General features: G+C 73.9%; 16 protein-coding genes. 14 read left to right on the top strand and 2 right to left on the bottom strand.

Translation table 11 applies throughout. From position 1 onward, the window contains the following. Positions 1-9: 9 nt before the first annotated feature. Entirely contained in the window at positions 10-2,034 is a 2,025-nt protein-coding gene (locus tag ACGFZK_RS32800) for a 4-alpha-glucanotransferase (protein WP_393852495.1), read from the bottom strand. 201 nt (positions 2,035-2,235) lie between these two features. On the opposite strand from ACGFZK_RS32800, the gene ACGFZK_RS32795 reads away from it, so the two are divergent. Beyond that, entirely contained in the window at positions 2,236-5,241 is a 3,006-nt protein-coding gene (locus ACGFZK_RS32795) for a beta-N-acetylglucosaminidase domain-containing protein (protein ID WP_393852494.1), read from the top strand. Between the two features lie 25 nt (positions 5,242-5,266). Here ACGFZK_RS32795 and ACGFZK_RS32790 read toward each other — a convergent pair whose 3' ends face one another. Then, on the bottom strand, positions 5,267-5,803 hold the full coding sequence (locus tag ACGFZK_RS32790; RefSeq protein WP_393852493.1) for an HNH endonuclease: 537 nt from the start codon (positions 5,801-5,803) through the stop codon (positions 5,267-5,269). A 286-nt stretch (positions 5,804-6,089) separates the two neighbouring features. Between ACGFZK_RS32790 and ACGFZK_RS32785 the strand changes: the two genes are divergently transcribed. The 13 genes from ACGFZK_RS32785 (at position 6,090) to ACGFZK_RS32725 (ending at position 23,942) form a co-directional block, all read left to right on the top strand. Continuing rightward, the gene (locus tag ACGFZK_RS32785; RefSeq protein ID WP_393852492.1) at positions 6,090-7,172 is read left to right on the top strand and encodes a mechanosensitive ion channel family protein; all 1,083 of its coding nucleotides are present in this window, start codon (positions 6,090-6,092) and stop codon (positions 7,170-7,172) included. Positions 7,173-7,328: 156 nt separating this feature from the next. After that, a complete protein-coding gene (locus tag ACGFZK_RS32780; RefSeq protein ID WP_393852491.1) occupies positions 7,329-8,603 on the top strand; it encodes an ROK family protein in 1,275 nt (424 codons plus the stop codon). A 98-nt stretch (positions 8,604-8,701) separates the two neighbouring features. Further along, positions 8,702-10,045 carry an ABC transporter substrate-binding protein gene (locus ACGFZK_RS32775; RefSeq protein WP_393852490.1) on the top strand — a complete coding sequence of 448 codons (1,344 nt, stop codon included), beginning with the start codon at positions 8,702-8,704 and terminating at the stop codon, positions 10,043-10,045. Between the two features lie 4 nt (positions 10,046-10,049). Continuing rightward, entirely contained in the window at positions 10,050-10,994 is a 945-nt protein-coding gene (locus ACGFZK_RS32770; RefSeq protein WP_393852489.1) for a carbohydrate ABC transporter permease, read from the top strand. Next, a complete protein-coding gene (locus ACGFZK_RS32765) occupies positions 10,991-11,845 on the top strand; it encodes a carbohydrate ABC transporter permease (RefSeq protein ID WP_393852488.1) in 855 nt (284 codons plus the stop codon). The genes ACGFZK_RS32770 and ACGFZK_RS32765 overlap by 4 nt, the downstream gene beginning before the upstream one ends. A gap of 5 nt (positions 11,846-11,850) precedes the next feature. Beyond that, positions 11,851-13,116 (top strand): 6-phospho-beta-glucosidase, encoded by a 1,266-nt coding sequence (locus tag ACGFZK_RS32760; protein ID WP_393852487.1) that lies wholly within the window; start codon positions 11,851-11,853, stop codon positions 13,114-13,116. Further along, positions 13,107-14,096: an N-acetylglucosamine kinase gene (locus ACGFZK_RS32755; protein ID WP_393852486.1), complete on the top strand. Its 990-nt coding sequence runs from the start codon at positions 13,107-13,109 to the stop codon at positions 14,094-14,096. The genes ACGFZK_RS32760 and ACGFZK_RS32755 overlap by 10 nt, the downstream gene beginning before the upstream one ends. A 207-nt stretch (positions 14,097-14,303) precedes the next feature. Beyond that, positions 14,304-15,716 (top strand): hypothetical protein, encoded by a 1,413-nt coding sequence (locus ACGFZK_RS32750; protein ID WP_393852485.1) that lies wholly within the window; start codon positions 14,304-14,306, stop codon positions 15,714-15,716. Positions 15,717-15,721: 5 nt separating this feature from the next. Next, positions 15,722-16,828, top strand: a complete 1,107-nt coding sequence (locus ACGFZK_RS32745; RefSeq protein WP_393852484.1) for a glutamate ABC transporter substrate-binding protein — start codon at positions 15,722-15,724, stop codon at positions 16,826-16,828. Between the two features lie 110 nt (positions 16,829-16,938). Further along, on the top strand, positions 16,939-18,228 hold the full coding sequence (locus ACGFZK_RS32740; protein ID WP_393852483.1) for a hypothetical protein: 1,290 nt from the start codon (positions 16,939-16,941) through the stop codon (positions 18,226-18,228). Further along, positions 18,225-21,011 carry a tetratricopeptide repeat protein gene (locus ACGFZK_RS32735; RefSeq protein WP_393852482.1) on the top strand — a complete coding sequence of 929 codons (2,787 nt, stop codon included), beginning with the start codon at positions 18,225-18,227 and terminating at the stop codon, positions 21,009-21,011. Before ACGFZK_RS32740 ends, ACGFZK_RS32735 begins: the two co-directional genes overlap by 4 nt. 3 nt (positions 21,012-21,014) lie before the next feature. Then, positions 21,015-22,556, top strand: a complete 1,542-nt coding sequence (locus ACGFZK_RS32730) for a protein phosphatase 2C domain-containing protein (protein WP_393852481.1) — start codon at positions 21,015-21,017, stop codon at positions 22,554-22,556. A gap of 60 nt (positions 22,557-22,616) precedes the next feature. Next, a complete protein-coding gene (locus ACGFZK_RS32725) occupies positions 22,617-23,942 on the top strand; it encodes a VWA domain-containing protein (RefSeq protein ID WP_393852480.1) in 1,326 nt (441 codons plus the stop codon). Positions 23,943-23,965 lie beyond the last annotated feature (23 nt).

Here is a 23,965-nt window from a genome sequence, read left to right as displayed (position 1 = left end):
AGCGAACACCTAAACCGGGCGCGCGCCCGGGGGTGCCGTACGAGGTCGTGCGCCCTCCCCCACCGCGCTCAGCAGGGCGTTCGCCCGGGGCGAGGCGACCAGCTCCTCCAGCGACAGCGGCCGCCCCCCGGCATCGGCGACCGGCAGCCGCCAATTGGGGTACTGGTCCCAGGTGCCCGGCAGGTTCTGCGGCCGCCGGTCCCCCACCGCGTCCGGCAGCCATACGCCGACCAGCCGCGCCGGGGTGCGCAGCAGGAAGGTGTAGAGGGCCCGTACGGCCGCCTCCTCCCCCTTGGTGTCCAGCCCCAGCCCGTCCAGCAGCTCCAGCCACTCGGCGGTGTCGGCGGCGTCCTCGGCCCGCTCCAGCTCGGCCGGGCGGGTCAGCAGGCCGAGCCGGTCGCGCAGTTCCACATGACCCCCGGCGAGCTTGGCGGCCGTGGGCGGCAGATCGTGGGTGGTGACGGTGGCGAGGCAGTCGGACCGCCAGGCCTGCGGGGCCAGCGGGCTCCCCGAGCCGTCCCAGTCCCGCTCGAACCAGAGCACCGAGGTGCCGAGCACCCCGCGCCGGGCCAGCTCCTGACGGACCCGCGGCTCCACCGTCCCGAGGTCCTCGCCGATGACCAGCGCGCCCGCGCGGTGGGCCTCCAGGACCAGGATCGCCAGCATGGCCTCGCCGTCGTAGCTGACGTACGCACCCTCCGCGGGCGGGGTCCCCTCCGGGATCCACCAGAGCCGGAACAAGCCCATCACGTGGTCGATCCGCAGGGCGCCCGCGTAGCGGAACACCCCGCGCAGCAGGGACCGGAAGGGGGCGTACCCGGTGGCGGCCAGCACGTCCGGGCGCCACGGCGGCAGCCCCCAGTCCTGGCCGCGCGCGTTGAAGGCGTCCGGCGGGGCCCCGACCGAGATGTGCCGCGCGTGGAAGGAGCCGGTCCCCGCGTCCGAGCCGTCCGGGTGCACCCCGACGGCGAGGTCGTGCACGATTCCCACGGCCATGCCGGCCGCCCGCGCGGCCCGCTGGGCGGCCGCGAGCTGGGTGTCCGTCAGCCACACCAGCCAGCGGTGGAAGTCGGCCCGCTCCCGCGGGTCCTCCCCCGCCGCGGCCGCGCACCAGACGGCGTGGGTGTCCAGCGAGGGGCCCTGGCTCGCGCGGAACTCCTGGTAGGCGGCTTCGCGTTCGGGCGTGCGCGGTACCGCGTACAGCAACTCCAGGGCGGCCCGCTTCAGGTCCCAGACGGCGTCCCGGTCGATCAGCGCGCCCTTCTCCAGTACCTGCCGGCGCAGCTCCCCGCCTCGGGAGGCGAGCCCCTCGAGGGCCTCCCGGTCGGGGCAGTCGGTGTACTCGGGAACGTCCTCGACCGCCAGGTGCACGGGATCCGGGAAGCGCCGCGAGGAGGGCCGGTACGGGGAGGGGTCGGTCGGGGTCCCGGGCACGGCCGCGTGCAGCGGGTTGACCTGGATGAACCCGGCGCCGTGGGTGCGGCCCGCCCAGCGGGCGAGTTCCGCGAGGTCGCCGAGGTCACCCATGCCCCAGGAGCGCTCGGAGAGCAGGGAGTAGAGCTGGACGAGCAGCCCGTGGGCCCGCTCGGGCGCGGCCGGGGCCCGCTCCGGGGCCACGACCAGGGTGGCCTCGGCCCGGCGCCCGTCGGTCGCCTCGGCGGTGAGCCGGTGGACGCCGAGCGGCAGTCCGGGGCCCCAGGTGAGCACCTCCCCCGTCTCCTCCTCCACCACGCGCACCCGGGTGCCCGGCGGCAGCCCGGGGGGCTCCGGTGACACGGGTTCCCCCTGCCAGAGCACCACCGTGGGCGGCAGCAGCCGCCGGGCCGCCTCCCGTGCCGCGTCCTCGGCGCACACCCGGATGCTGGCCGCGTCGTCGGTGACCACCCCCAGCAGCCCGAGGACCGCCTTGACGGTGGCCTCCGGTACCGGGACGGTGACGTCCGCGGCGGGCCGGTAGTCGGTGGCGACGCCGTACTGGGCAGCGAGCCGGGCCAGGTCGTCCATCTGCGGGCGCTCCTTCGTGCGTGCGGGCATAAGGGCATGAGGATGTGTCAGAAGAGTGGTGCACGGGGGTCGGACGCCGCCGGGGAACACCGCGTCCATACCCACTCGGAGGCACCGCATTCCTGGCACAACCGGGCCAGACCGCCCACCCGCATTGACACTCCGGCCGCACGGATGGTGGGCTCGGGCTCATTCGTACGAGTGGGGGACGTCTCGCGACGAGGAGGCTCTGTGCAGCTCAGGGGCAGGAGGCGGACCACCGCCGCCGCCGTGGCGGTGATCGGCTCACTGCTGGGCGGCGCCGTGTCCGCCGCGCCACCCGGGGCCCTCACGGCTCCCTCCGCACCGGACGGGCCGGTGCGCACACCGCCCCCCGGCGCCGCCGCCCCCGGAGCCGTCCTTGCGGGGCCCGTGCTCGACCCCGGGGCCGACACGCCCCGGGCGGCCTCCGAGGGGCCCGCCGTGTGGCCCCGGCCGCAGTCGATGACCGCCGATCCGGCGCGCGAGCTGCCGCTGGGCGCCGAGGCCGTACTGGTCGCACCGGCCGACGCCGATCCGTACGCCGTCCAGGTGGTGCGGGAGGCCCTGCGCGGGGCGGGCGTGAGGACCGTCCACGAGCGGGCCCCCGGGGCGCCGCTGCCCGGGCGGGGCACCGTCGTACGGCTCCAGGACGCGGGCGCGGAGCAGGCGCTGCGCGCTCTGGGCGCGGCCGCGCCGGGCGACATACCCGGCGGGGGCTACCGGCTGGCCGTGGGCCGCCACGCCGGCCGGGACACGATCGCGCTGGCCGGCGTAGGGGAGGAAGGGCTCTTCCACGCCGCGCAGACCCTGCGCCAGCTGCTCGCGGCGGGCGCCGGGAAGGTGCCCGGGGTCCTGGTGCGGGACTGGCCGGCCGCGCCGGTGCGCGGGATCACCGAGGGCTTCTACGGGGAGCCGTGGACCCGGGAACAGCGCCTCGCGCAGGTGGACTTCATGGGCCGCACCAAGCAGAACCGGCTGCTGATCGCGCCCGGCGACGACCCGTACCGCACGACGGCCTGGCGCCAGGACTACCCGCAGCAGCAGCAGGGGGAGTTCCGCGCGCTGGCCGAACGGGCCCGGGCCAACCGGGTGGTCCTGGCCTGGGCGGTGACCCCCGGGCAGTCGATGTGCCTGTCCTCGGAGGCCGACCGGGCGGCGCTCGCCCGCAAGCTGGACGCGATGTGGGACCTCGGCTTCCGCGCCTTCCAGGTGCAGTTCCAGGACGTCAGCTACACCGAATGGGGCTGCCGGGCCGACCGGGAGCGGTACGGGAAGGGCCCGGCGGCGGCCGCCAAGGCGCACGCGGAGGTCGCGGGCGGGCTCGCGGCGCACCTGGCCGCCCGCTATCCCGGGGCGCCCGCGCTCTCCCTGCTGCCGACGGAGTACTTCCAGGAGGGCCCCACCACCTACCGGACGGCCCTGGCGGGCGCGTTGGACCCGCGGGTGGAGGTGGCCTGGACGGGCGTGGGCGTGGTGCCGCGCACGATCACGGGCAAGGAGCTGGCCGGGGCGCGCTCCGCCCTGGCGCACCCGCTGATCACCATGGACAACTACCCGGTGAACGACTGGGATCCGGGCCGGATCTTCCTCGGCCCGTACGCGGGGCGCGAGCCGGCGGTGGCGGGCGGTTCGGCGGCGCTGCTGGCCAACGCGATGCCGCACGGCACCCTGTCGCGGATCCCGCTCTTCACGGCGGCGGACTTCGCGTGGAACCCGCGCGGCTACCGGCCCGGCGAGTCCTGGGCGGCGGCGGTGCGCGACCTGGCGGGCGCCGACCCGCGCACCCGCGAGGCGGTGGCGGCGCTGGCCGGGAACACCACGTCGTCGGGGCTCAAGCAGGAGGAGTCCGCGTATCTGAAGCCGCTGGTCGAGCAGTTCTGGAAGGCGCGCGCCGCGGGCGATCCGGCGGCGGGGACCGCACTGCGCAAGGCCTTCACCGTCCTGCGCGAGGCCCCGGACCGGCTGCCGGAGCTGTCGGACGAGGCGGGTCCCTGGCTGGAGCGCCTGGCGCGCTACGGGACGGCCGGCGAGCTGGCGGTCGACGTCCTCCAAGCCCAGGCCCGCGGGGACGGGGCGGCCGCCTGGCAGGCCTCCCGGGCCCTGGCCGAGGCCCGCAAAGCGCTGGCGGAGCCGGGCCCGGCCCGGGTGGACAAGGCCGTCCTGGACCCCTTCCTGGCGAAGGCGGCGGCGGAGGCCGACGCCTGGACCGGGGCCACCCGCAAGACCGGCACGGTGACCAAGGAGGCCGAGGCCTGGACGGTACGGCTGGACGCCGCGCGCCCGGTGTCGGCGGTGACGGTGATGACCGACCCGCTCCCGGTGGGGGCGCGGGGCACCACGGTGGAGGCGCACGTGCCCGGCGAGGGCTGGCGCAAGGTCGGCGACGCCACGGCCTCGGGCTGGACCCAGGTGGACACGGCGGGGCTGAGCGCGGACGCGGTACGCCTGTCCTGGGCCGGGGCCGAGGCCGCGCCCACGGTGCACCAGGTGGTGCCGTGGTTCGGGGACGGCCCGCGGGCCCGCTTCGAGCTGACGGACGGGGCCGAGGCCGACGCCGAGATCGGCGGCGCGGCGCAGCGGGTCTCGGCCCAGCTGTCCGCCCTGGGCCCCGGCGAGGTCCGCGGGCCGCTGTCGGCACATCCGCCGGCGGGCATCGAGGTCCGCCTCCCGCAGGCCGCGGTGGCCCCGCGGGGCGGTCAGGTGTCGATCCCGCTGGAGGTCAGCGTCGCCGCGGGCACCCCGCCGGGCAACTACCAGGTGCCGGTGACCTTCGACGGGGAGACACGCACGCTGACCGTGCGTGCGCTGCCCCGGACCGGCGGCCCGGATCTGCTGCGCGGTGCGCGGGCCGCGTCCTCGGCGGACGAGACCCCGGGCTTCCCGGCGTCGGCGGCCGTGGACGGCTCGGCGAACACCCGCTGGTCGTCACCGGCGGTGGACGGCGCGTGGTGGCAGGCGGAACTGCCCGCCCGGGCGCGGGTCGGGCGGCTGGAACTCCACTGGCAGGACGCGTACCCGTCGGCGTACCGGGTGGAGACCTCCACGGACGGGGTGACCTGGCGCCCGGCGGCGACCGTGGCGGCCTCCCGCGGCGGCCGGGAGTCCCTCCGCATGGACGCCCCGGACACGCGCTTCCTCCGCGTCACGTGCGAGACCCGCGCCACGCGCTACGGCTGCTCCCTCTGGTCCGCGGAGGCCTACGCGATCACGCCGTAGCCCCGGCCCACGAAGATCGCCCGGCCTAGCCGGCCGCGACCCCGATGCGATCCAGTGCGTCCTCGGCCCCGTACGGCTGGAGGTACGGCATCCACCGCGGATCCCGGTGCCCCGTCCCGATGATCCGCCACGCCAGCCCGGACGGCGGAGCCGGCTGGTGCCGCAGGCGCCAGCCGAGTTCCAGCAGGTGCCGGTCGGCCTTGACGTGGTTGCAGCGGCGGCAGGCGGCGACGACGTTGTCCCAGGCGTGCTGTCCGCCCCGGCTGCGCGGAACGACATGGTCCACGCTGGTGGCGACGGCTCCGCAGTACATGCAGCGTCCGCCGTCCCGCGCGAACAGAGCGCGCCGGGTGAGTGGAACGGGCCCCCGGTAGGGGACCCGCACGAAGCGCTTGAGCCGTACCACGCTGGGCGCGGGGACGACCCTTGTCGCGCTGTGCAGATAGGCGCCGGATTCCTCCAGGGAGACCGCTTTGTTCTCCAGGACGAGGACGAGCGCGCGGCGGAGCGGTACGACACCGAGGGGCTCGTACGACGCGTTGAGGACCAGGACGTGCGGCACGGACTGCCTCCTTGTACGCCGGCGGCGCGTGGCTCGCGCCGGGACGATCTGCCTTCCAGTCTCTCCTTAGGGCTGGTCGAAACGCCACCACTCGCCCGTAACGGGTCCGAGGTGTTTTCAACCACAGTCAGTCATCCCCAGGTGAATCTGGTCTCTCCCTCGAACACGGCACCAAGGTGAAGGGATTGCCCCGTTAGTGTGGTTGGTCTGTCCCGCATATCCCCGGTTCCCCTCCGGGGGTACCCCCGGTTCCGCGGGCAGACCGCTACACCTGGAGGTTCCCGTCGTGCCCTGGCCCGCCGCCCTGCTGCCACTGGCAGCCGACGTTCCGGACGCGCCCGCATCGGTCAAGGAGGCGCAGACGAGCGTCAACGAGGCCGCCAGCTTCATCGAGCAGAACTGGGCCACCTGGCTGAGCATCGGCCTGCGGATCCTGCTGATCATCGTGATAGCTGCGGTGATCCGCTCGGCGGTCCGCAAGGCGCTGACCAAGCTCATAACCCGGATGAACACCAGCGCCGAGGCGGTGGAGGGCACCGCGCTGGGCGGCCTGCTGGTCAATGCCGAGCGGCGGCGCCAGCGTTCGGAGGCGATCGGCTCGGTGCTCCGGTCGGTGGCCTCGTTCCTCATCCTGGGCACGGCCGCGCTGATGGTCCTGGCCGCGCTGAAGATCGATCTGGCCCCGCTCCTGGCCAGTGCCGGTGTGGCCGGTGTGGCGATCGGTTTTGGCGCCCGGAACCTGGTGACGGACTTCCTGTCCGGCGTCTTCATGATCATGGAGGACCAGTACGGCGTCGGCGACAAGATCGACGCGGGCGTGGCCTCGGGCGAGGTCATCGAGGTCGGCCTGCGGGTGACCAAGCTCCGCGGGGACAACGGCGAGATCTGGTACGTGCGCAACGGCGAGATCAAGCGGATCGGCAACCTCAGCCAGGGCTGGGCGACCGCGGGGGTGGACGTTCAGGTCAGGCCCTCGGAGAACCTCTCCAGGATCCGCGAGGTCGTGGGCCAGGTCGCCGACACCCTGGCCAAGGAGTCCCCGTGGGACGAGCGCCTGTGGGGTCCGGTGGAGGTGCTGGGTCTGGACGAGGTGCTGCTCGCCTCGATGACCGTGAAGGTGTCCGCCAAGACCATGCCCGGCCAGCAGTTCGCGGTGGAGCGGGAGCTGCGCTGGCGGATCAAGGAGGCCTTCGACGCCGCGGGCATCCTGATCATCGGCGGCGTGCCGGCCGCCGACGAGGACGAGGCGGCCCCGGCGGACCCGTCGGCCTCGGTCGCCGCGCCGTCCGCGCTGGCGAACCCGGCCTCCCCGCAGTCGCTGGCCACCACCCCGATCCCGCCGCCGGCCGGCCCGCGGATCACCAAGTAGCCGCACGCGACGCGAGCCCCGCTCGCCCCCGCCGCACCCACTGCCCCGCAGGTCGTTCTCGAAATGACCCAGCCTGCGGGGCAGTGGCATTGACACAGTTCAACAAGTGATAGGAAACTTACCTAACAGATCACCTCGGTGAGGGAGAGCCGCTCGATGCCCGCCGCCACGCCCGGAACGCCCAGCCTGTTGCGCGCCATGAACGACCGGGCCGCACTCGAACTCCTGCTGACGCACGGCCCGCTGTCCCGGACCCGCATCGGGCACCTGACCGGGCTGTCCAAGCCCACCGCCTCCCAGCTGCTGGCCCGCCTGGAGGCGGTCGGGCTCGTCGTGGCCACCGGCACGGACGGCGGCCGCCCCGGCCCCAGCGCCCAGCTCTACGCGATCAACCCGCGGGCCGCGTACGTCGGCGGCCTCGACGTCACCCCGGGGCGCGTGCTGGCGGCCGTCGCCGACATCACCGGCACCGTCGTCGCCACCCACGAGGTCCCCTACACCGAGGGCGCGGACGCGGTCGACCAGGTGACCGGGGCCCTCGGCGAGGCGGTCAAGGCCGCCGGACTGCACCGCTCCGACCTGCGCCGGGTGGTCATCGGCACGCCGGGCGCCTTCGACCCGCAGACCGGCCGGCTGCGCTACGCCAGCCACCTCCCCGGCTGGCACTCCCCCACCCTCCTGGAGGAGCTGGCGGCAGCCCTGCCGATGCCCGTCGAGTACGAGAACGACGTCAATCTCGCCGCCGTCGCCGAACAGCGGCTCGGCGCGGCCCGCGGACACGAGGACTTCGTCCTGCTGTGGAACGAGGAGGGCCTCGGCGCCGCGCTGGTGCTCGGCGGCCGGCTGCACCGCGGCTGGACCGGCGGCGCGGGCGAGGTGGGCTTCCTGCCCGTACCGGGCCGCCCCCTCGTCCGGCAGGTCACCCGGGCCAACTCCGGCGGGTACCAGGAGCTGGCCGGAGTGGAGGGGCTGCCCCGGCTCGCCGCGGAACTGGGCGTCGAGCCCTCGGACGCCCCCGATGCCCCGGCGGCGCCCACGCCCTCCGGGGCCCCCGGCGCGTCCGGCGCGTCCGACGCGAACGGGGCTCCGCACGGCCCGGAGGTCGCCGCCGCCGTCGCCCTGCTCACGCGGGCCGCCGCCGCGCCCGAGGGGGCGCAGCTGCGCTTCCTCCAGTCGTACGCCACCGCGCTGGCCACCGGTCTGGCCTCGGTCGTCGCCGTGCTGGACCCGGAGATCGTGGTCCTGTCCGGGGCCGCGATCAGCGCGGGCGGTGAGCCGCTGCGCGCGCTCCTGGAGGCCGAGCTCGCCGAACTGGCCCCCTCCCGGCCCCGGCTGGTCCCGGGCGGGGTACGCGAACGGCCGGTCCTGCACGGCGCGCTGGAGATGGCGCTGGCCGCCACCCGGGACGAAGTGTTCGACACCTCGGGCTGAACCGCCCCGCGCCGCCACCCTCCCGCCCGGCCCGAGCCCGCCCCCACCCCTCACCGGCACCCCCACGGAAGTTCCTCCCGCAGAGAGCGAGCCCCGCCATGCCCAGAATCGGACGCAACCGAAGCCTGACCACCGCGACCGCCCTCCTCGCGGTGATATCCGCCCTCGCCACGGCCTGTACGGGCCAGAGCGCGGACACCGCCTCCGACGATCCGAAGGCGGACGTCACGCTCACCTTCTGGCACGGCTGGTCCGCGCCGAGCGAGACGAAGGCGATCGAGGACAACATCGCCCGGTTCGAGAAGGCGCACCCGAACATCAAGGTCAAGGTCACCGGCAACATGACCGACGACAAGATCAACCAGGCGCTGCGCGCGGGCGGGGACAAGGCCCCCGACGTGGTCTCCTCCTTCACCACCGACAGCGTGGGCAAGTTCTGCAACTCCCGCGCCTTCGCCGACCTGAACCCCTTCCTCGAGAAGTCCGGGGTGGACAAGACGAAGGTCTTCCCCAAGACCCTGCTGGAGTACACGGAGTTCGACGGCAACCAGTGCACGCTGCCGCTGCTCAACGACGCGTACGGCCTCGTCTACAACAAGACCGCCTTCGCCGCCGCCGGCATCACCGAACCGCCGAAGACCTGGAGCCGGTTCGTCGAGGTCGCGCAGAAGCTGACCAAGCCCAAGGGGGACTCGTACGAACAGGTCGGCCTGATGCCCACCTTCCACGGCTACGAGACCACCCCGATGCGGCTCGCCGCGCAGTGGAGCCCCACCTACTTCGCCGCCGACGGCGCCTCCAACCTGGCCCGGGACCCCGCCTTCGCGAAGATGCTCACCGCGCAGAAGGACCTGGTGGCGGGGCTCGGCGGCTACGAGAAGCTGGAGCGGTTCCGCAACACCTTCGGTGACGAGTGGGGCGCCGAACACCCCTTCCACACCGGCCAGGTGGCCATGCAGATCGACGGCGAGTGGCGCGCCCCGATGGCCAAGGAGGCGGGCGTCACCTTCGAGATCGGCACCGCCCCGCTGCCCGTCCCCGACGAGCAGGCCTCCGACTACGGCAAGGGCTACCTCTCCGGCACCGTCATGGGCATCGCCGCGGGCAGCGCGAAGCAGAACGCCGCCTGGGAGCTGGTCAAGTACATGACGACCGACACCGAGGCGGTGGTGGCCTTCGCCAACGCCATCCACAACGTGCCGTCCACGCTCGCCGCCCTGGAGTCCCCGGACCTCCGGGTGACACCGGAGTTCAGGACCTTCCTCGACATCGCCCGGCACCCGAAGTCCAGCACCACCCCGGCCAAGGCCGACGGCGGCACCTACCAGCTGACCTTCCAGGACTTCGCGTACGCTGTCGAGAAGGGCGATGTCACCGACATCCCGGCCGGTCTCGCCACGACCGACCGGCAGATCGACACGGACATCGCGAAGGCGAAGTAGCCCGATGACCGGCACGCGCCCCCTGCGGTCGAAGCGGCGGCGTTCCGCCCTGCGGACCGCGGCCTTCATGTCCCCCTGGCTGATCGGCTTCTCGGTCTTCTTCGTCTATCCGCTGCTGTCCACCCTGCACTTCTCGTTCACCCGGTACGACGGCTTCCGCCAGCCCGTCCCCAACGGCCTGGACAACTGGAGCTACGTCCTCACGGACTATCCGCTGTTCTGGCCGGCGATGCGCAACACGCTGTGGCTGGTCCTGGTGATGGTGACCTGCCGGGTCGCCTTCGGCCTGGGCGTCGGCCTGCTCATCACGAAGATCAAGACAGCGGCCGGGATCTTCCGGACCCTGTTCTACCTGCCCTACCTGGCCCCGCCGGTCGCCGCGACCCTGGCCTTCGTCTTCCTGCTCAACCCCGGCACCGGGCCGGTCAACACCCTGCTGGACGCGGTGGGGCTGCCCACCCCCGGCTGGTTCACCGACGCCGACTGGTCCAAGCCGGCCCTGACCGCCCTCGCCCTGTGGGGGGTGGGCGACCTGATGGTCATCTTCATGGCCGCGCTGCTCGACGTACCGAAGGAGCAGTACGAGGCGGCGGAGCTGGACGGGGCCGGAGCCTGGCGGCGCTTCCGGCACATCACGCTGCCCAACATCTCGCCGATCATCATGTTCGCGGTGGTCACCGGGGTCATCCAGGCCATGCAGTACTACGCCCAGCCGCTGGTGGCCGGAAAGGTCGCGGCCGGCGTGATCGGCGGCTCGGGCCAGCAGTTCGAGCCGGGCTACCCCGACAAGTCCACCCTGACCCTGCCCCAGCTCGTCTACAACCTCGGGTTCCAGCGCTTCGACTACGGCGCCGCGTGTGTCGTCGCGCTCGTCCTGTTCGCCCTCTCCATGGCCTTCACCGCACTCCTGATGCGGCGCCGTGGCGGTCTGATCGGAGCAGGCGAATGAGCAGCACGCACAGCCGTCCGAGGTCCTCCCGGCCGATCCTGCACTGGGTCGGGGTGCACTCGCTGGGCGTGGCCGCCGCCCTCTTCTTCGTCCTCCCCTTCGTCTTCCTCCTCCTCACCTCCCTGATGGGCGACCGGCAGGCGCTGACCCGCGATCTGTGGCCCGCCCCCTGGGAATGGGGCAACTACGCGAAGGTGTGGCACACCCCGGGCTTTTTGACCTGGTGGCGCAACACGCTCCTGTACGCCGGACTCGGCACCCTGTTGACCGTGGTCTCCTCCGTGCCCGTCGCGTACGCGCTCGCCAAGTTCCGCTTCCGCGGGCGGCGGTTCTCGCTGCTGCTCGTGATCGCCATGATGATGCTGCCGCCGCAGGTGGTGGTCATCCCCATGTACCTGTTCTGGGCCAAGCAGCTCGACCTGTCGGGCACCCTGTGGCCGCTGATCATCCCGATGGCCTTCGGCGACGCCTTCTCCATCTTCCTGCTCCGCCAGTTCCTGCTGACCATCCCCGACGAGTACCTGGACGCGGCCCGCGTCGACGGCTGCGGCGAGGTGCGCACCCTGCTGCGGGTGGTCCTGCCGATGGCCCGGCCCGGGATCGCCGCCGTCGCGCTCTTCCAGTTCTTCAGTGCCTGGAACGACTACTTCGGCCCGCAGATCTACGCCTCCGACAACCCCGCCGCCTGGACCCTCAGTTACGGACTGGAGTCCTTCAAGGGGGCGCACCACACCAACTGGAACCTGACCATGGCCGCGACCGTACTGGTCATGGCACCGGTGATCGTCCTCTTCTTCTTCGCTCAGAAGGCGTTCGTCGAGGGAGTCACCCTGACCGGCGTGAAAGGCTGACGACGATGAAACTCGCAGTGGTGGGCGGCGGTTCCACCTACACCCCCGAACTGATCGACGGCTTCGCACGGCTGCGCGACACCCTGCCCGTCAGCGAGCTCGTCCTGATCGACCCGGCCACCGAAAGGCTGGAGCTGATCGGCGCCCTGGCCCGGCGGATCTTCGCCCGGCAGGGCCACCCGGGCACCATCACCACCACCTCGGACCTCGACACGGGCATCACCGGGGCGGACGCGGTCCTGCTCCAGCTGCGCATCGGCGGGCAGGCCGCCCGGCTGCAGGACGAGACCTGGCCGCTGGAGTGCGGTTGCGTCGGCCAGGAGACCACGGGCGCGGGCGGGCTCGCCAAGGCACTGCGCACCGTCCCGGTGGTCCTCGACATCGCCGAACGGGTCCGGCGGGCCAACCCGGACGCGTGGATCATCGACTTCACCAACCCGGTCGGGATCGTCACCCGGGCCCTGCTGCAGGCCGGCCACAGAGCCGTCGGGCTGTGCAACGTCGCCATCGGCCTCCAGCGGAAGTTCGCGGCCCTGCTGGAGCTGGCCCCGGCCGACATCCACCTGGACCACGTGGGCCTGAACCACCTGACCTGGGAGCTCGGGGTGCGCCGGGGCGGCCCGGACGGCGAGGACCTGCTGCCGGGGCTGCTCGCCGCGCACGGCGAGGCGGTCGCCGCGGACCTGCGGCTGCCGCGGGCGGTGCTGGACCGGCTCGGAGTCGTGCCCTCGTACTACCTGCGCTACTTCTACGCCCACGACGAGGTCGTACGGGAGCTGGGGACCAAGCCCTCGCGGGCCGCCGAGGTCGCCGCCATGGAGCGGGAACTCCTCGCCCTGTACGGGGATCCCGCGCTCGACGAGAAGCCGGCGCTGCTGGCCAGGCGGGGCGGCGCCTTCTACTCCGAGGCGGCCGTGGACCTGGCCGCCTCCCTGCTGGGCGACGGCGGCCCGGCCGTGCAGGTGGTCAACACGTACAACAGCGGCACGCTGCCCTTCCTGCCCGACGACGCGGTGATCGAGGTGCAGGCCCGCGTCGACGGATCCGGCGCCGCCCCCCTCGCGGTCCCGCGACTGGACCCGCTCTACGCCGGACTGATCGCGCACGTGAGCGCGTACGAGGACCTCGCGCTGGACGCGGCGCTGCGCGGCGGGCGGGAGCGGGTCTTCAAGGCGCTGCTGGCGCACCCGCTGGTCGGGCAGTTCGACCTGGCCGAAGGGCTGACCGACCGGCTCCTCGCGCACAACAAGGAGCACCTGCCATGGGCGTGACCCTCCACTCGGTGCTGGCGATCGACGCGGGCAACAGCAAGACGGACGTGGCGCTCCTCGGTCCGGACGGTGCGGTGCTGGCCAAGGGGCAGGCCGGAGGTTTCCAGCCGTCCCGCACGGGGGTGGCCGCGGCCGTCGACGTGGTGGCCGAGGCCATGGCCTCCGTCGGGCTGCGCGCCGGTCACGGGTCCGGGCCGTGGGCCGAGCACGTGTCGGCCTGCCTGGCCAACGCGGACTTTCCGGTGGAGGAGCGGAAGCTGGCGCGTGAGATCGAGCGCCGCAACTGGGGCCGTACGACGACGGTCCACAACGACACCTTCGCGCTGCTGCGCGCCGGGCTGCCGACGGGCGCCGGCCCGTGCGGTGTCGCGGTGGTGTGCGGGGCGGGCATCAACTGCGTCGGGATGGCCCCGGACGGGCGGACCGCGCGCTTCCCCGCGGTCGGGCGGATCTCCGGCGACTGGGGCGGCGGGGGCGGACTGGCCGGGGAGGCCCTGTGGTTCGCGGCCCGGGCCGAGGACGGGCGGGGCGGGCCGACGGAGCTCGCCCGGGCGCTGCCCGCGCACCTCGGCCACGACTCGATGGCCTCGCTGATCGAGGCGATGCACCTGGGCCGGATCCCGCGCGGGCGGCGGCACGAGCTGACGCCGGTGCTGTTCGCGGTGGCGGCCGCCGGGGACCCGGTGGCGCTGTCCCTGGTGCACCGGCAGGCGGACGAGGTCGTGGCCATGGCGTCGGTGGCGCTGGGTCGTCTGGGTCTGCTGGAGCAGGAGGTGCCCGTGGTGCTGGGCGGAAGCGTGCTGGCGGCCGGCCACCCGCAGTTGAACGAGCGCATCGCGGCGGGCCTCGCCGAACGGGCCCCGCACGCCCGGATCTCCGTGATCACGGCGCCGCCGGTCCTGGGCGCCGGGCTGCTGGGCCTGGACGCGCTCGGGTCCCCGCCCCCGGCATACGAAAAACTCCGTGCCCATTTCGGGTGAACCCGCCCCGGAAGCCCTCCGGTCTGGAACCGTGGCGCCCGTGCGGACGTATTGACGGTGAAGGGGCGACGAAGGGCACCCCCGGGGACAGATCGCCCTGGATCCAGCACCGGGTGCTGTGGTCGACCGGCACTACGGCCATACTGCTGCGCAGGGGGTACCTCCCAGCGTCGGCTGGGGGACGAGAGGACCGAGGGGGAGGTCACGGTGGCGATCACATCACGCGCGCCCGCGCCGGGGGGCGGTGTTCCCGTGCCACCCGCCGGGCCGCCGTCGGCGCCACCACCCGACGGACCACCCGGGCGGGGCACCGCCTGGGCCGAGGGCGTGGAGCGGCTGCGCGAGGCGGCGACCACCGAGCCGGGCCGGCTGCGGATCATCGGCGCGGTACTGGCCGCCCTGATCGTGCTGTTCGGCACGGTGAGCGTGTGGGAGATCTCCGACCGGGCCGCCGCAGCCGACGACGTGGTGGGCCGCAGCCAGCCGCTGAGCGCGGACGCGGCCAGCATCTACCGCTCCCTGGCGGACGCCGACACCACCTCCTCCAGCGGGTTCCTGCTGGGCGCCAAGGAACCGCGCGAGGTCCGCCAGCGGTACGAGAAGGACATCGCCAACGCCTCCAAACTGCTGGTGAGCGCGGCCGCCAACACCGGCGGCAACGAGGACTCCCGCGAGCAGATCGCCCTGCTGAGCGAGCAGCTCCCCCGCTACACCGGTCTGATCGAGCAGGCCCGCGCCACCAACCGGCAGGGCCTGCCGCTGGGCGGCGCCTACCTCCGCTACGCCAACGAGCAGATGACCACCCAACTCCTGCCCGCCGCGCAGCGGCTGTACGAGTCGGAGACCAAGCGGCTCTACACCGACCACGACGACGCCCGGTCCTGGCCGCTGGCCTCGATCGGGCTGGGCCTGCTCGTGATCGCCGCCCTCGTGTGGGCGCAGCGGCGCAACTACCGGCACACGAACCGGGTGCTCAACCACGGACTGGTGGCCGCGACGGCCGCGTCGGTGGTGGTCCTGCTGTGGCTGGCCGTCGGGCACACGGTGGCGCGGTCCTCGCTGAGCGAGGCCCGGGCGGACGGGCAGGAGTCCATGAAGGTGCTCAACGACGCGCGGATCGCCTCCCTCCAGGCGCGGGCCGGTGAGAACCTGACCCTGATCGCGCGGGGCGCCGTACTGGCCGAGGACAAGAAGTCCGACAAGTACGACGTGGACTTCACCAACAACATGAAGCAGCTGGACGCCGGGCTGGCGACCGCACTGCGGCTGGCCGACGACGAGGCCGGCGAGGTGCCCGTCGACCGGGCCATGGACGGCGTGAAGCAGTGGAAGGAGCGGCACACGGCCGCTCGGGAGGCGGACTTGAAGGGGGACTACGACTCCGCGCTGCCCCAGGTCGTCGGAGACGAGGAGCACAAGGAGAGCAGCGGCGCCGCCTTCGACACGGTGGACGCCTCCCTGGAACAGGCCGTCGCCCACGAGCAGCGGGAGTTCACCCGGGCGGCCCGCGACGGGCTGGGCGCGCTGGGCGGTCTGGTGACCGGCTCCGCCGCCCTGGTGATCATCGGCGCGGCAGCGGCTCTGCTCGGCATCGGGCGCAGGCTTTCGGAGTACAGGTGAGCGCGATGCGGATACGAGCGAGGCGGGCCGCCGAAGGTCACGAGAGCCACGAGGGCCACGCGGGCGTTGAAGGCCACGCGGGCCCGGAGACGACCGCGGTCGCGCGGTCCGGGATCCGCCGCGCGGCGGGCCGGCTGCGCGGCTGGGGCGGGGTGAGCGCCATGGCCGTCGCCTGCGCGGTGACCGCCGCGGTCGTCCTGCTGCCGCTGGCGCACGCGACGCCCGACACCGGGCGGCCGGCGGTCCGCCGGCCCGCCGCGATGGCGGCGGCCCCGGCCGCCCCGTGGGCCCTCACCGACACCTGCCAGGACCCCGAGGCCAGCCTGCGCCCGTCCGACGTGGACGGGGCGACCATCGCGCGGATCAAGGCGGCGGGCAAGCTCGTCGCCGGCGTGGACCAGAACAGCTTCCGCTGGGGCTACCGCAACCAGTCCGCCGAGGGCAGCCGCCTCGACGGCTTCGACATCGACCTGGTCAAGGCCATCGCCAAGGACATCCTGGGCGACGAGAACGCGGTCATCTACCGGGCCATCCCCACCAGCCAGCGCGTCCCCGCCCTCCAGGAGGGGCGCGTCGACATCGTCGTGCGGACCATGACCATCAACTGCAAGCGGCTGGAGGACGTCGCCTTCTCGACGGCCTACTTCGAGGCCGGACAGCAGGTGCTCGTTCCCAAGGGCTCGAAGATCACCGGTTACGACACCTCGCTGAAGGACCAGCGGATCTGCTTCGCCGCCGGCTCGACCGCCGAGGCGGCGCTCAAGGCCCAGCCGTACGGCTCGTCGCCGGTCACCGTCGCCAACCAGCTGGACTGCCTGGTCCGGCTCCAGCTGGGCGAGGTCGACGGCATCATCACCGACAACGCCCTCGCGGCCGGCCAGGCCGCCCAGGACCCGTCGGTGCAGCTGGTGGGCTCGCCCTTCACCCGTGAGTTCTACGGGGTGGCGATGAACAAGGACGCGCCGGACCTGGTCCGCCGGGTCAACAAGGTCCTGGAAGGCTACCGCGCGGGCGGCGACCAGAGCGCGTGGATGAAGGCGTACCTCAAGCACCTGCAGCCCGTGCTGCCGGGTGTGTCCGGACCCCCCGCACCCAAGTACCGGGACGGCTGAGGCCGGTGACGGTTTCGGACACGGGACCGGGCACGGGAGGGGCCACGGAGGCGGACACGGAGGCGGCAGCGGAAGCGGAGGCACAGTCGGTGGAGGCGGGGTCTGCAGTGATGGACCGGGACGACGTCGACCGCGCCCTCGCCCGGCTGGGGGCGGAGCACGAGGCCGTCGAGACCTCGCTGCTCGCCCTCCAGGACCACGCCGGCCGCCGGCTGCTCGAAGGCGCCGCGCTGACCGGGGTCACCAAGGACCGCTGGACGGCCGCCGACGCGGACATCAGCCGGCTGTGGAGGTACTTCGACGCCTACAGCGGGGCCCTGACCGCCGCCCGGGAGGTACGGGAGCGGCGCCGCTGGCTGAACCGCGACGACCTCGTCGAGCTGACCGAGCGGCTGCGCGGGCCCGGCGTGCTGATCGCCGGGGCCGCGGCCGAGGGCGTCGCGCTGGCGGAGCGGCTCTCGCTCGCCGAGCTGGTGGCCCGGATGAACGGTCTGTACGCGCGCTCGCTGGACGTGGTGGTCGCCGCCGACGCGGTGTGGTCGGCGCTGCCCGCCCGGATCGACCTGCTCGCGGCCGAGCTGCACCGCACGCGCTCGCTGGCCCGCTCGGTGGGCGTGCGGCCGGGCGAGCACCCCTCGGGCGACGACCTGGAGGACATCACCGCCGAGCTGACGGAGCTGCGCGCGCAGGTGATCGCGGACCCGCTGGCGTTCTGGCTGCCCGCGACGGGCAGTTCGGCGCCGGGCGGCGGCCGTCCGGACACCGGGCGCTACGACCGGGCCGCGCTCGCGCTGGAGGACGTGCGCCGCGAAGTCGAGGCCGTGCTGGGCGTACGGCAGGACGCCGAGCAGCGGCTGATCGCCCTGCGGGACGTGCTCTCGCGGGCCGACCGGACCCTCGCGGAGGCCCGGACCGCACGCGGCGAGGTGCTGGCGAAGATCGCCGCGTCCGAGGTGCCCGCGGTGAGCGGCCCGCCCACGGTGCTCCAGGAGCAGCTGGCGGCGGCGGCCGAACACCGGCGCCGGGCCCGCTGGCACCGGCTCTCGCCGCTGCTGGAGTCGCTGGAGGAGCGGGCCGAGGAGGAACTGCGGCGGGCCCGTGAATCGTTGACCGCGGTGACGGCACCGCTGGCCGTACGCGCCGAACTGCGCGGGCGGCTCGACGCGTACAAGGCGAAGGTCGCCCGCCACGGAATGGCGGAGGACCCGCTGCTGATCGAGCGGTACGACGCCGCCCGGCGGATGCTGTGGAGCGCGCCCTGCGACCTGCGGGCCGCCGAACAGGCCGTCCTGCGCTACCAGCAGGCGACGGCGGAGGCACTGGTGGCGCCGCAGGACCGGCCCGACCAGCTGCGACACCAGGAACAGCGGCCCGTGGGGCCGGGGGAGGAGGACGCATGAGCCTGACCGGAACGGCGTGCGTTCGCCCCGGCTGCCCGGGGACGTACGAGGACATGGGCGGCGGCGAGCTCTACTGCGACACCTGCGGGCTGGCGCCGATCGGCTCGATCGCGGCAGGCGCGGACGAGCTGGTGTCGCCGCCGACGGGGATGACGAGCGCGGCCCGGGGCTCCCTGGGCTCCGGCGGATCCCGGGGCTCGATGGGGTCTCAGGGCTCCCACGGCTCGGCGCGCTCCTCGGCCTCGGCCAGGTCCTCCCGGTCCTCCTCCTCGCGCCGCTCAGTGTCGGGGCGGCTCTCGCGCTCGGTGTCGGGGACGACGTCCACCCGGTCGGTGTCGGTGCGCAGTTCGGGCTCGGCGGCCTCGGGCCGCAGCCGGCTGGGAGCCGGTCTGGTCAACGTGCCGGAGGTGCCGCGCCCGAATCCCTCGACCGCCGTCCTGGAGAATCCGGAGGTGCCGGAGCGCAAGCGGTTCTGCTCGCGCTCGGACTGCGGGGCCCCGGTGGGCCGCTCCCGGGGCGACCGGCCGGGCCGGACGGAGGGGTTCTGCACCAAGTGCGGGCACCCGTACTCCTTCGTGCCCAAGCTGCGTTCCGGTGATGTGGTGCGCGGCCAGTACGAGGTGCTGGGCTGCCTCGCGCACGGCGGCCTCGGCTGGGTGTACCTGGCGGTGGACCGCGCGGTCGCGGACCGGTGGGTGGTGCTCAAGGGCCTGCTGGACACCGGGGACCAGGACGCGATGGAGGCCGCGATCTCGGAGCGGCGCTTCCTCGCGGAGATCGAGCACTCCAACATCGTGCGGATCTACAACTTCGTGGAGCACCTGGACCAGCGGACCGGTTCGCTGGACGGGTACATCGTCATGGAGTACGTCGGCGGCAAATCGCTGAAGGAGATCGCGAACGAGCGGCGTCGGCCGGACGGGCGGCGTGATCCGCTGCCGGTGGAGCAGGCGTGCGCGTACGGCATCGAGGCGCTGGAGGCGCTCGGCCACCTGCACAGCAGAAACCTTCTGTACTGCGACTTCAAGGTCGACAACGCGATCCAGCAGCAGGACCAGCTGAAGCTGATCGACATGGGCGCGGTACGGCGGATGGACGACGAGGAGTCGGCCATCTACGGCACGGTGGGCTACCAGGCTCCGGAGGTCGCGGAGCTGGGCCCCTCGGTCGCCTCCGACCTCTACACGGTGGCGCGCACGCTGGCCGTGCTGACCTTCGACTTCCAGGGCTACACCAATGTGTTCGTGGATTCGCTGCCGGATCCGGAGCACATCGAGGTGTTCCGGCGGTACGAGTCCTTCTACCGGCTGCTGGTACGGGCGACCGACCCGGACCCGGGGCGGCGGTTCGCGTCCGCGCAGGAGATGGCGGACCAGCTGACGGGCGTGCTGCGGGAGGTGGTCGCGCTCCAGACGGGCCGGCCGCGGCCTCAGCTGTCGACGCTCTTCGGTCCGGAGCTGCGGGTTCCGGACACCCGGCTGTTCGCCGACACGGCCGGCATCGTGGTCTCCCGGCTGGGCCACCGGCCGCTCGCCTCCCGGCGGGGTGGCGGGCTGTTCGGGCTACTGGGCCGTGGCCCGGCCCGGGCCGCGGCCACCGCTGTCCCGGTTCCGGGCACGGGCCCGGCCCGGGCGGCCGGCCCGTGGGGGCACCCGCACGGCACGCCGCCCGGCGGGCCCGCGCTGCCGGTGGGCGCCCCGGCCGGGGCGCCGCTGCCCGCGCTCGGCAGCACCGCCACGCACGTGACGAGTGCTCCGGTGCCGGGACCGCGCTCCGCGGCGCCCGCACCGGTCCTGGGCGCGGGGGCCGTACTCACACCCGTGTCGCCGCCGCCCGCCGCGGCAGCGGCCACGGCGGGAGCGACCACGCTCGACGCGCGCGACACCGCGCTGGCGCTGCCCGTACCGCTGGTGGACTCGGGCGACCCGAACGCCGGTTTCCTGACCGGCCTGCTGGCCTCCGCGCCCGGCGACCTGCTGGGCGCGCTGAGCGCGGCGCCGGCCGACTCGGCCGAGCTGCGGCTGCGGGAGCTGCGGGCCCGCCTGGAACTGGGCGAACTGCCCGAGGCCGGGCACACGCTGGCGGATCTGGAGGCGCGGCATCCGGACGACTGGCGGGTGGTGTGGGCCCGTGGGATCGCCTCGCTGGCCACCGGTGACAACGAGAGAGCGGCGCTGTCCTTCGACGCGATCTACGACGCCTTCCCGGGCGAGCCCGCGCCGAAGCTGGCCCTCGGGCTGTGCGCGGAGGTGCTGGGCCAGCTGGACAACGCCGCCGAGTACTACCGCCTCGTGTGGATCACCGACCCGGGATTCGTGAGCGCGGCCTTCGGGCTGGCCCGCGTACAGCTGGCCGCCGGGTACCGGGACGCGGCCGTGCGGACGCTGGAGTCCGTGCCGGAGGCGTCCATCCACTACACCGCCGCGCGGGTGGCGGCCGTACGCGCACGTCTGCGCGACCGGTCCCCGCAGGAGGCTCTGCTGGCCGACCTGGCGGCCGCCGCGGACCAGGTGGAGGCCCTGCGGCGGTTCGGTCTGGACCCGGAGCGGCAGGAGCGGCTCGCGACGGAAGTTCTGGGCTCGGCCCTGGACTGGGTACTGTCGGGTAGCCGGGGTTCCGACCCCGGTCGGACCTCGCTGCTCGGCAGTCAACTGGACGAGCGGGGCCTGCGCTTCGGACTGGAGCGCTCGTACCGCGTACTCGCACGGCTGGCGCGGCGTGGCGAGGAGAGGATCGAACTGGTGGAGCGGGCAAACCGTTTCCGTCCCCGGACGTGGGTGTGAGTGATGTCGATGCATCGGCTGTCGGGCTGCCCCAGCTGCGCGGAACCCCTGGAGGAGGGTGACCGTTTCTGCGGCGTCTGCGGCTACGCCGTGAGCGCTCCTCCCCCGGCGGCGTCCGTGGACAACCCGACCATCCCCATCCCACCGGCCCCGTCGGCTCCGCCCGCTCCGCCGGCCCCGTCGGCTCCGCCCGCTCCGCCGGCCCCGTCGGCCGCCGCCGCGGGCGGTTACGGGACCCCGGCCCCCGGCGTTTCGCACGCAGCCGCCGAGCCCGCCCCGGGCTGGGGCAGCGCCGCCTCGGCCGCGCCGACGCTGGTGGACGACCCGGCCGCCTGGGCCGCCGCCCCGGCGGAACCGGAGCGCGAACCGGAGCCTGGGCAGTCCCCAGCCGGAGCCACCTACGCGGCCTCCGGCCACGGGAACCCGTACGGCACCGGCACGCCGCCGGAGGGCACCCCGTGGGGAGCTGCGGAGCACCCGTACACCGCGGAGGAACCGGCGCCGCAGGCCAGGTACGACGTGCCCGGAGGCGGCACCCCGCCCGAGGGGACCGGGCACTCCGCGGGCGACGGCCCGTACGGCACCCCGCAGCCCCCGGCCGCAGCACCGGAGGGCGGGAAGACCTGCGTCGCCTGCCGGGCCGGACACGTCGACACCGACGGGTACTGCGAGCACTGCGGGCACGCGCAGCCCCGCGAGCGCGACCACGTCGAGGAAGAGCTCGGGAGCGTCGCCGCCGTCAGCGACCGGGGGCTGCGCCACCACCGCAACGAGGACTCGTTCGCCGTGGCGGCCACCGCCCTGCCCGACGGTTCCGCCGCCACCGTGGCCATCGTCTGCGACGGCGTCTCCTCCGCCAGCCGCCCCGACGAGGCCTCGGCCGCCGCGGCCGCCGCCGCCAACGAGGCACTGCTCGAAGCACTCCCCCGGGGCGCGCACCCCCAGGAGGCCATGCACGAGGCGATCCTGGCCGCCGCCGCCGCGGTGAACGCCCTGGCCCCGGAGACCCCCGGCGCGCAGAACGCCCCCGCCTGCACCCTGGTCGGCGCCGTCGTCAGCGGCGGCCTGCTGACCATCGGCTGGGTGGGCGACAGCCGTGCCTACTGGGTCCCCGACGACCGTGCCGCCCTGTCCCGCCGCCTCACCGAGGACGACTCCTGGGCCGCCCAGATGGTCGCCGCCGGTCTGATGGGCGAGGCCGAGGCCTACGCGGACGTCCGCGCGCACGCCATCACCGGCTGGCTGGGGGCCGACGCGTACGAACTCGAACCGCACACCGCGACCTTCAAACCGGACCATCCCGGAGTGGTGGTGGTCTGCACCGACGGACTGTGGAACTACGCGGAATCCGCGCGGGAGATGGCCCAGGTGCTGCCCGCCGACGCCGCGACCCGCCCGCTGCACAGCGCCCAGGTGCTGGTGGGACACGCCCTCGACGGCGGCGGCCACGACAACGTCACCGTGGCGATCGTGCCGTTCGCCACGCACCCCGAGCAGGAACCGGGACCGGATGCGGAGCCGGGCCCGGCGGCAGGACCGGAATAGGAAGTGGAAGCGCGCCCGCAGGTCTGACCCGCCTGCCCGAGCCCCCTAGGAGTCCAACCGATGGCGAATTTCGCCAAGCCGAGTGCCCCGCGCTTCAGCGTGGAGGTGTACCAGAACGAGTTTCTCCCCGAGGGCGGACGGGACGTCCACGCCATCGTCACGGTCACCGCCACCGGCGGCGCCACCGCCACCCGCACGGCGGTCGCCGACGGCACGGCGGCCGTCGTGCTCATGGTCGACTGCTCAGGGTCCATGGAGTACCCGCCGGAGAAGATGCGCGGCGCCCGTGCGGCCACGGCGGCGGCCATCGACACCCTGCGCGACGGCACCGCCTTCGCCGTGATCGCCGGAACGCACGTGGCCAAGGAGGTCTACCCGGGACAGGGCCACCTCGCCGTGGCCGACCCGGCCACCCGCGCCCAGGCCAAGGAGGCGCTGCGCGGACTCAGCTCCGGCGGCGGCACCGCCATCGGCACCTGGCTGCGCCTCGCGGACGGCCTGCTGCGCGGCTCCACCGCCGCCATCCGGCACGGGATCCTGCTCACCGACGGCCGCAACGAGCACGAGGAGCCGGCCGTGCTCCGCGCCACGCTCGACGCCTGCGCGGGCCGCTTCACCTGCGACGCCCGCGGGGTGGGCACCGACTGGGACGTCAAGGAGGTCACCGGCATCGCGAGCGCGCTGCTCGGCTCCGCCGACATCGTGGCCGACCCGGCCCATCTCGCCGAGGACTTCACGCGCGTGATGGAGAACGTCATGGGCAAGGAGGTCGCGGACGTCGCGCTGCGCCTGTGGACCCCGGTCGGCGTGGAGATCCAGTACGTCAAGCAGGTGGCGCCCGCCGTCCAGGACCTGACCGACCGCCGCACCGAGGCGGGTCCGCGCGCCGGTGAGTATCCGACCGGTTCGTGGGGCGACGAGTCCCGCGAGTACCACGTGTGCGTCCGCGTCCCGACCGCCACCGTGGGCCAGGAGATGCTCGCCGCCCGCACCACCCTGGTCCTGCCGGGTGCGGCGGGCGAGCCGGCCACGGTACTGGCGCAGGGTCTGGTGCGCGCGGTGTGGACGAACGATCTGGCCGCGTCCACCGCCATCAACGCGCAGGTCGCCCACTACACCGGGCAGGCGGAGCTGGCGGAGGCTATCCAGCAGGGCCTGGAAGCCCGCAAAATGGGTGATGTCGGTGGTGCGACGGCCAAGCTGGGGCGTGCGGTACAACTGGCGAGTTCCTCCGGGAACGCCGACACAGCACGACTTCTGTCGAAGGTGGTGGATGTGGTGGACGCGGTGGCGGGTACTGTGCGGCTGAAAGCGAAGGTCGCCGATGCCGACGAGATGACTCTCGACACGCGTTCGACGCAGACCGTCCGAGTGAAGAAGACCTGAGACCTGACGTGATGACGCAGGGA

This window comes from Streptomyces sp. NPDC048257, assembly GCF_043201855.1.
Classification (GTDB): Bacteria; Actinomycetota; Actinomycetes; order Streptomycetales; family Streptomycetaceae; genus Streptomyces.
The sequence above is the reverse complement of the archived record's forward strand: the minus strand, read 5'-3'. Positions and strand labels throughout refer to the sequence as shown.

Bases quoted from the DNA above. Each gene is read 5' to 3' on its own strand.
- ACGFZK_RS32800 (WP_393852495.1), bottom strand. From the start codon at position 2,034: ATGCCCGCACGCACGAAGGAGCGCCCGCAGATGGACGACCTGGCCCGG.
- ACGFZK_RS32780 (WP_393852491.1), top strand. From the start codon at position 7,329: ATGCCCGCCGCCACGCCCGGAACGCCCAGCCTGTTGCGCGCCATGAAC.
- ACGFZK_RS32775 (WP_393852490.1), top strand. From the start codon at position 8,702: ATGCCCAGAATCGGACGCAACCGAAGCCTGACCACCGCGACCGCCCTC.
- ACGFZK_RS32770 (WP_393852489.1), top strand. From the start codon at position 10,050: ATGACCGGCACGCGCCCCCTGCGGTCGAAGCGGCGGCGTTCCGCCCTG.
- ACGFZK_RS32765 (WP_393852488.1), top strand. From the start codon at position 10,991: ATGAGCAGCACGCACAGCCGTCCGAGGTCCTCCCGGCCGATCCTGCAC.
- ACGFZK_RS32760 (WP_393852487.1), top strand. From the start codon at position 11,851: ATGAAACTCGCAGTGGTGGGCGGCGGTTCCACCTACACCCCCGAACTG.
- ACGFZK_RS32755 (WP_393852486.1), top strand. From the start codon at position 13,107: ATGGGCGTGACCCTCCACTCGGTGCTGGCGATCGACGCGGGCAACAGC.
- ACGFZK_RS32745 (WP_393852484.1), top strand. From the start codon at position 15,722: ATGCGGATACGAGCGAGGCGGGCCGCCGAAGGTCACGAGAGCCACGAG.
- ACGFZK_RS32740 (WP_393852483.1), top strand. From the start codon at position 16,939: ATGGACCGGGACGACGTCGACCGCGCCCTCGCCCGGCTGGGGGCGGAG.
- ACGFZK_RS32735 (WP_393852482.1), top strand. From the start codon at position 18,225: ATGAGCCTGACCGGAACGGCGTGCGTTCGCCCCGGCTGCCCGGGGACG.
- ACGFZK_RS32730 (WP_393852481.1), top strand. From the start codon at position 21,015: ATGTCGATGCATCGGCTGTCGGGCTGCCCCAGCTGCGCGGAACCCCTG.
- ACGFZK_RS32725 (WP_393852480.1), top strand. From the start codon at position 22,617: ATGGCGAATTTCGCCAAGCCGAGTGCCCCGCGCTTCAGCGTGGAGGTG.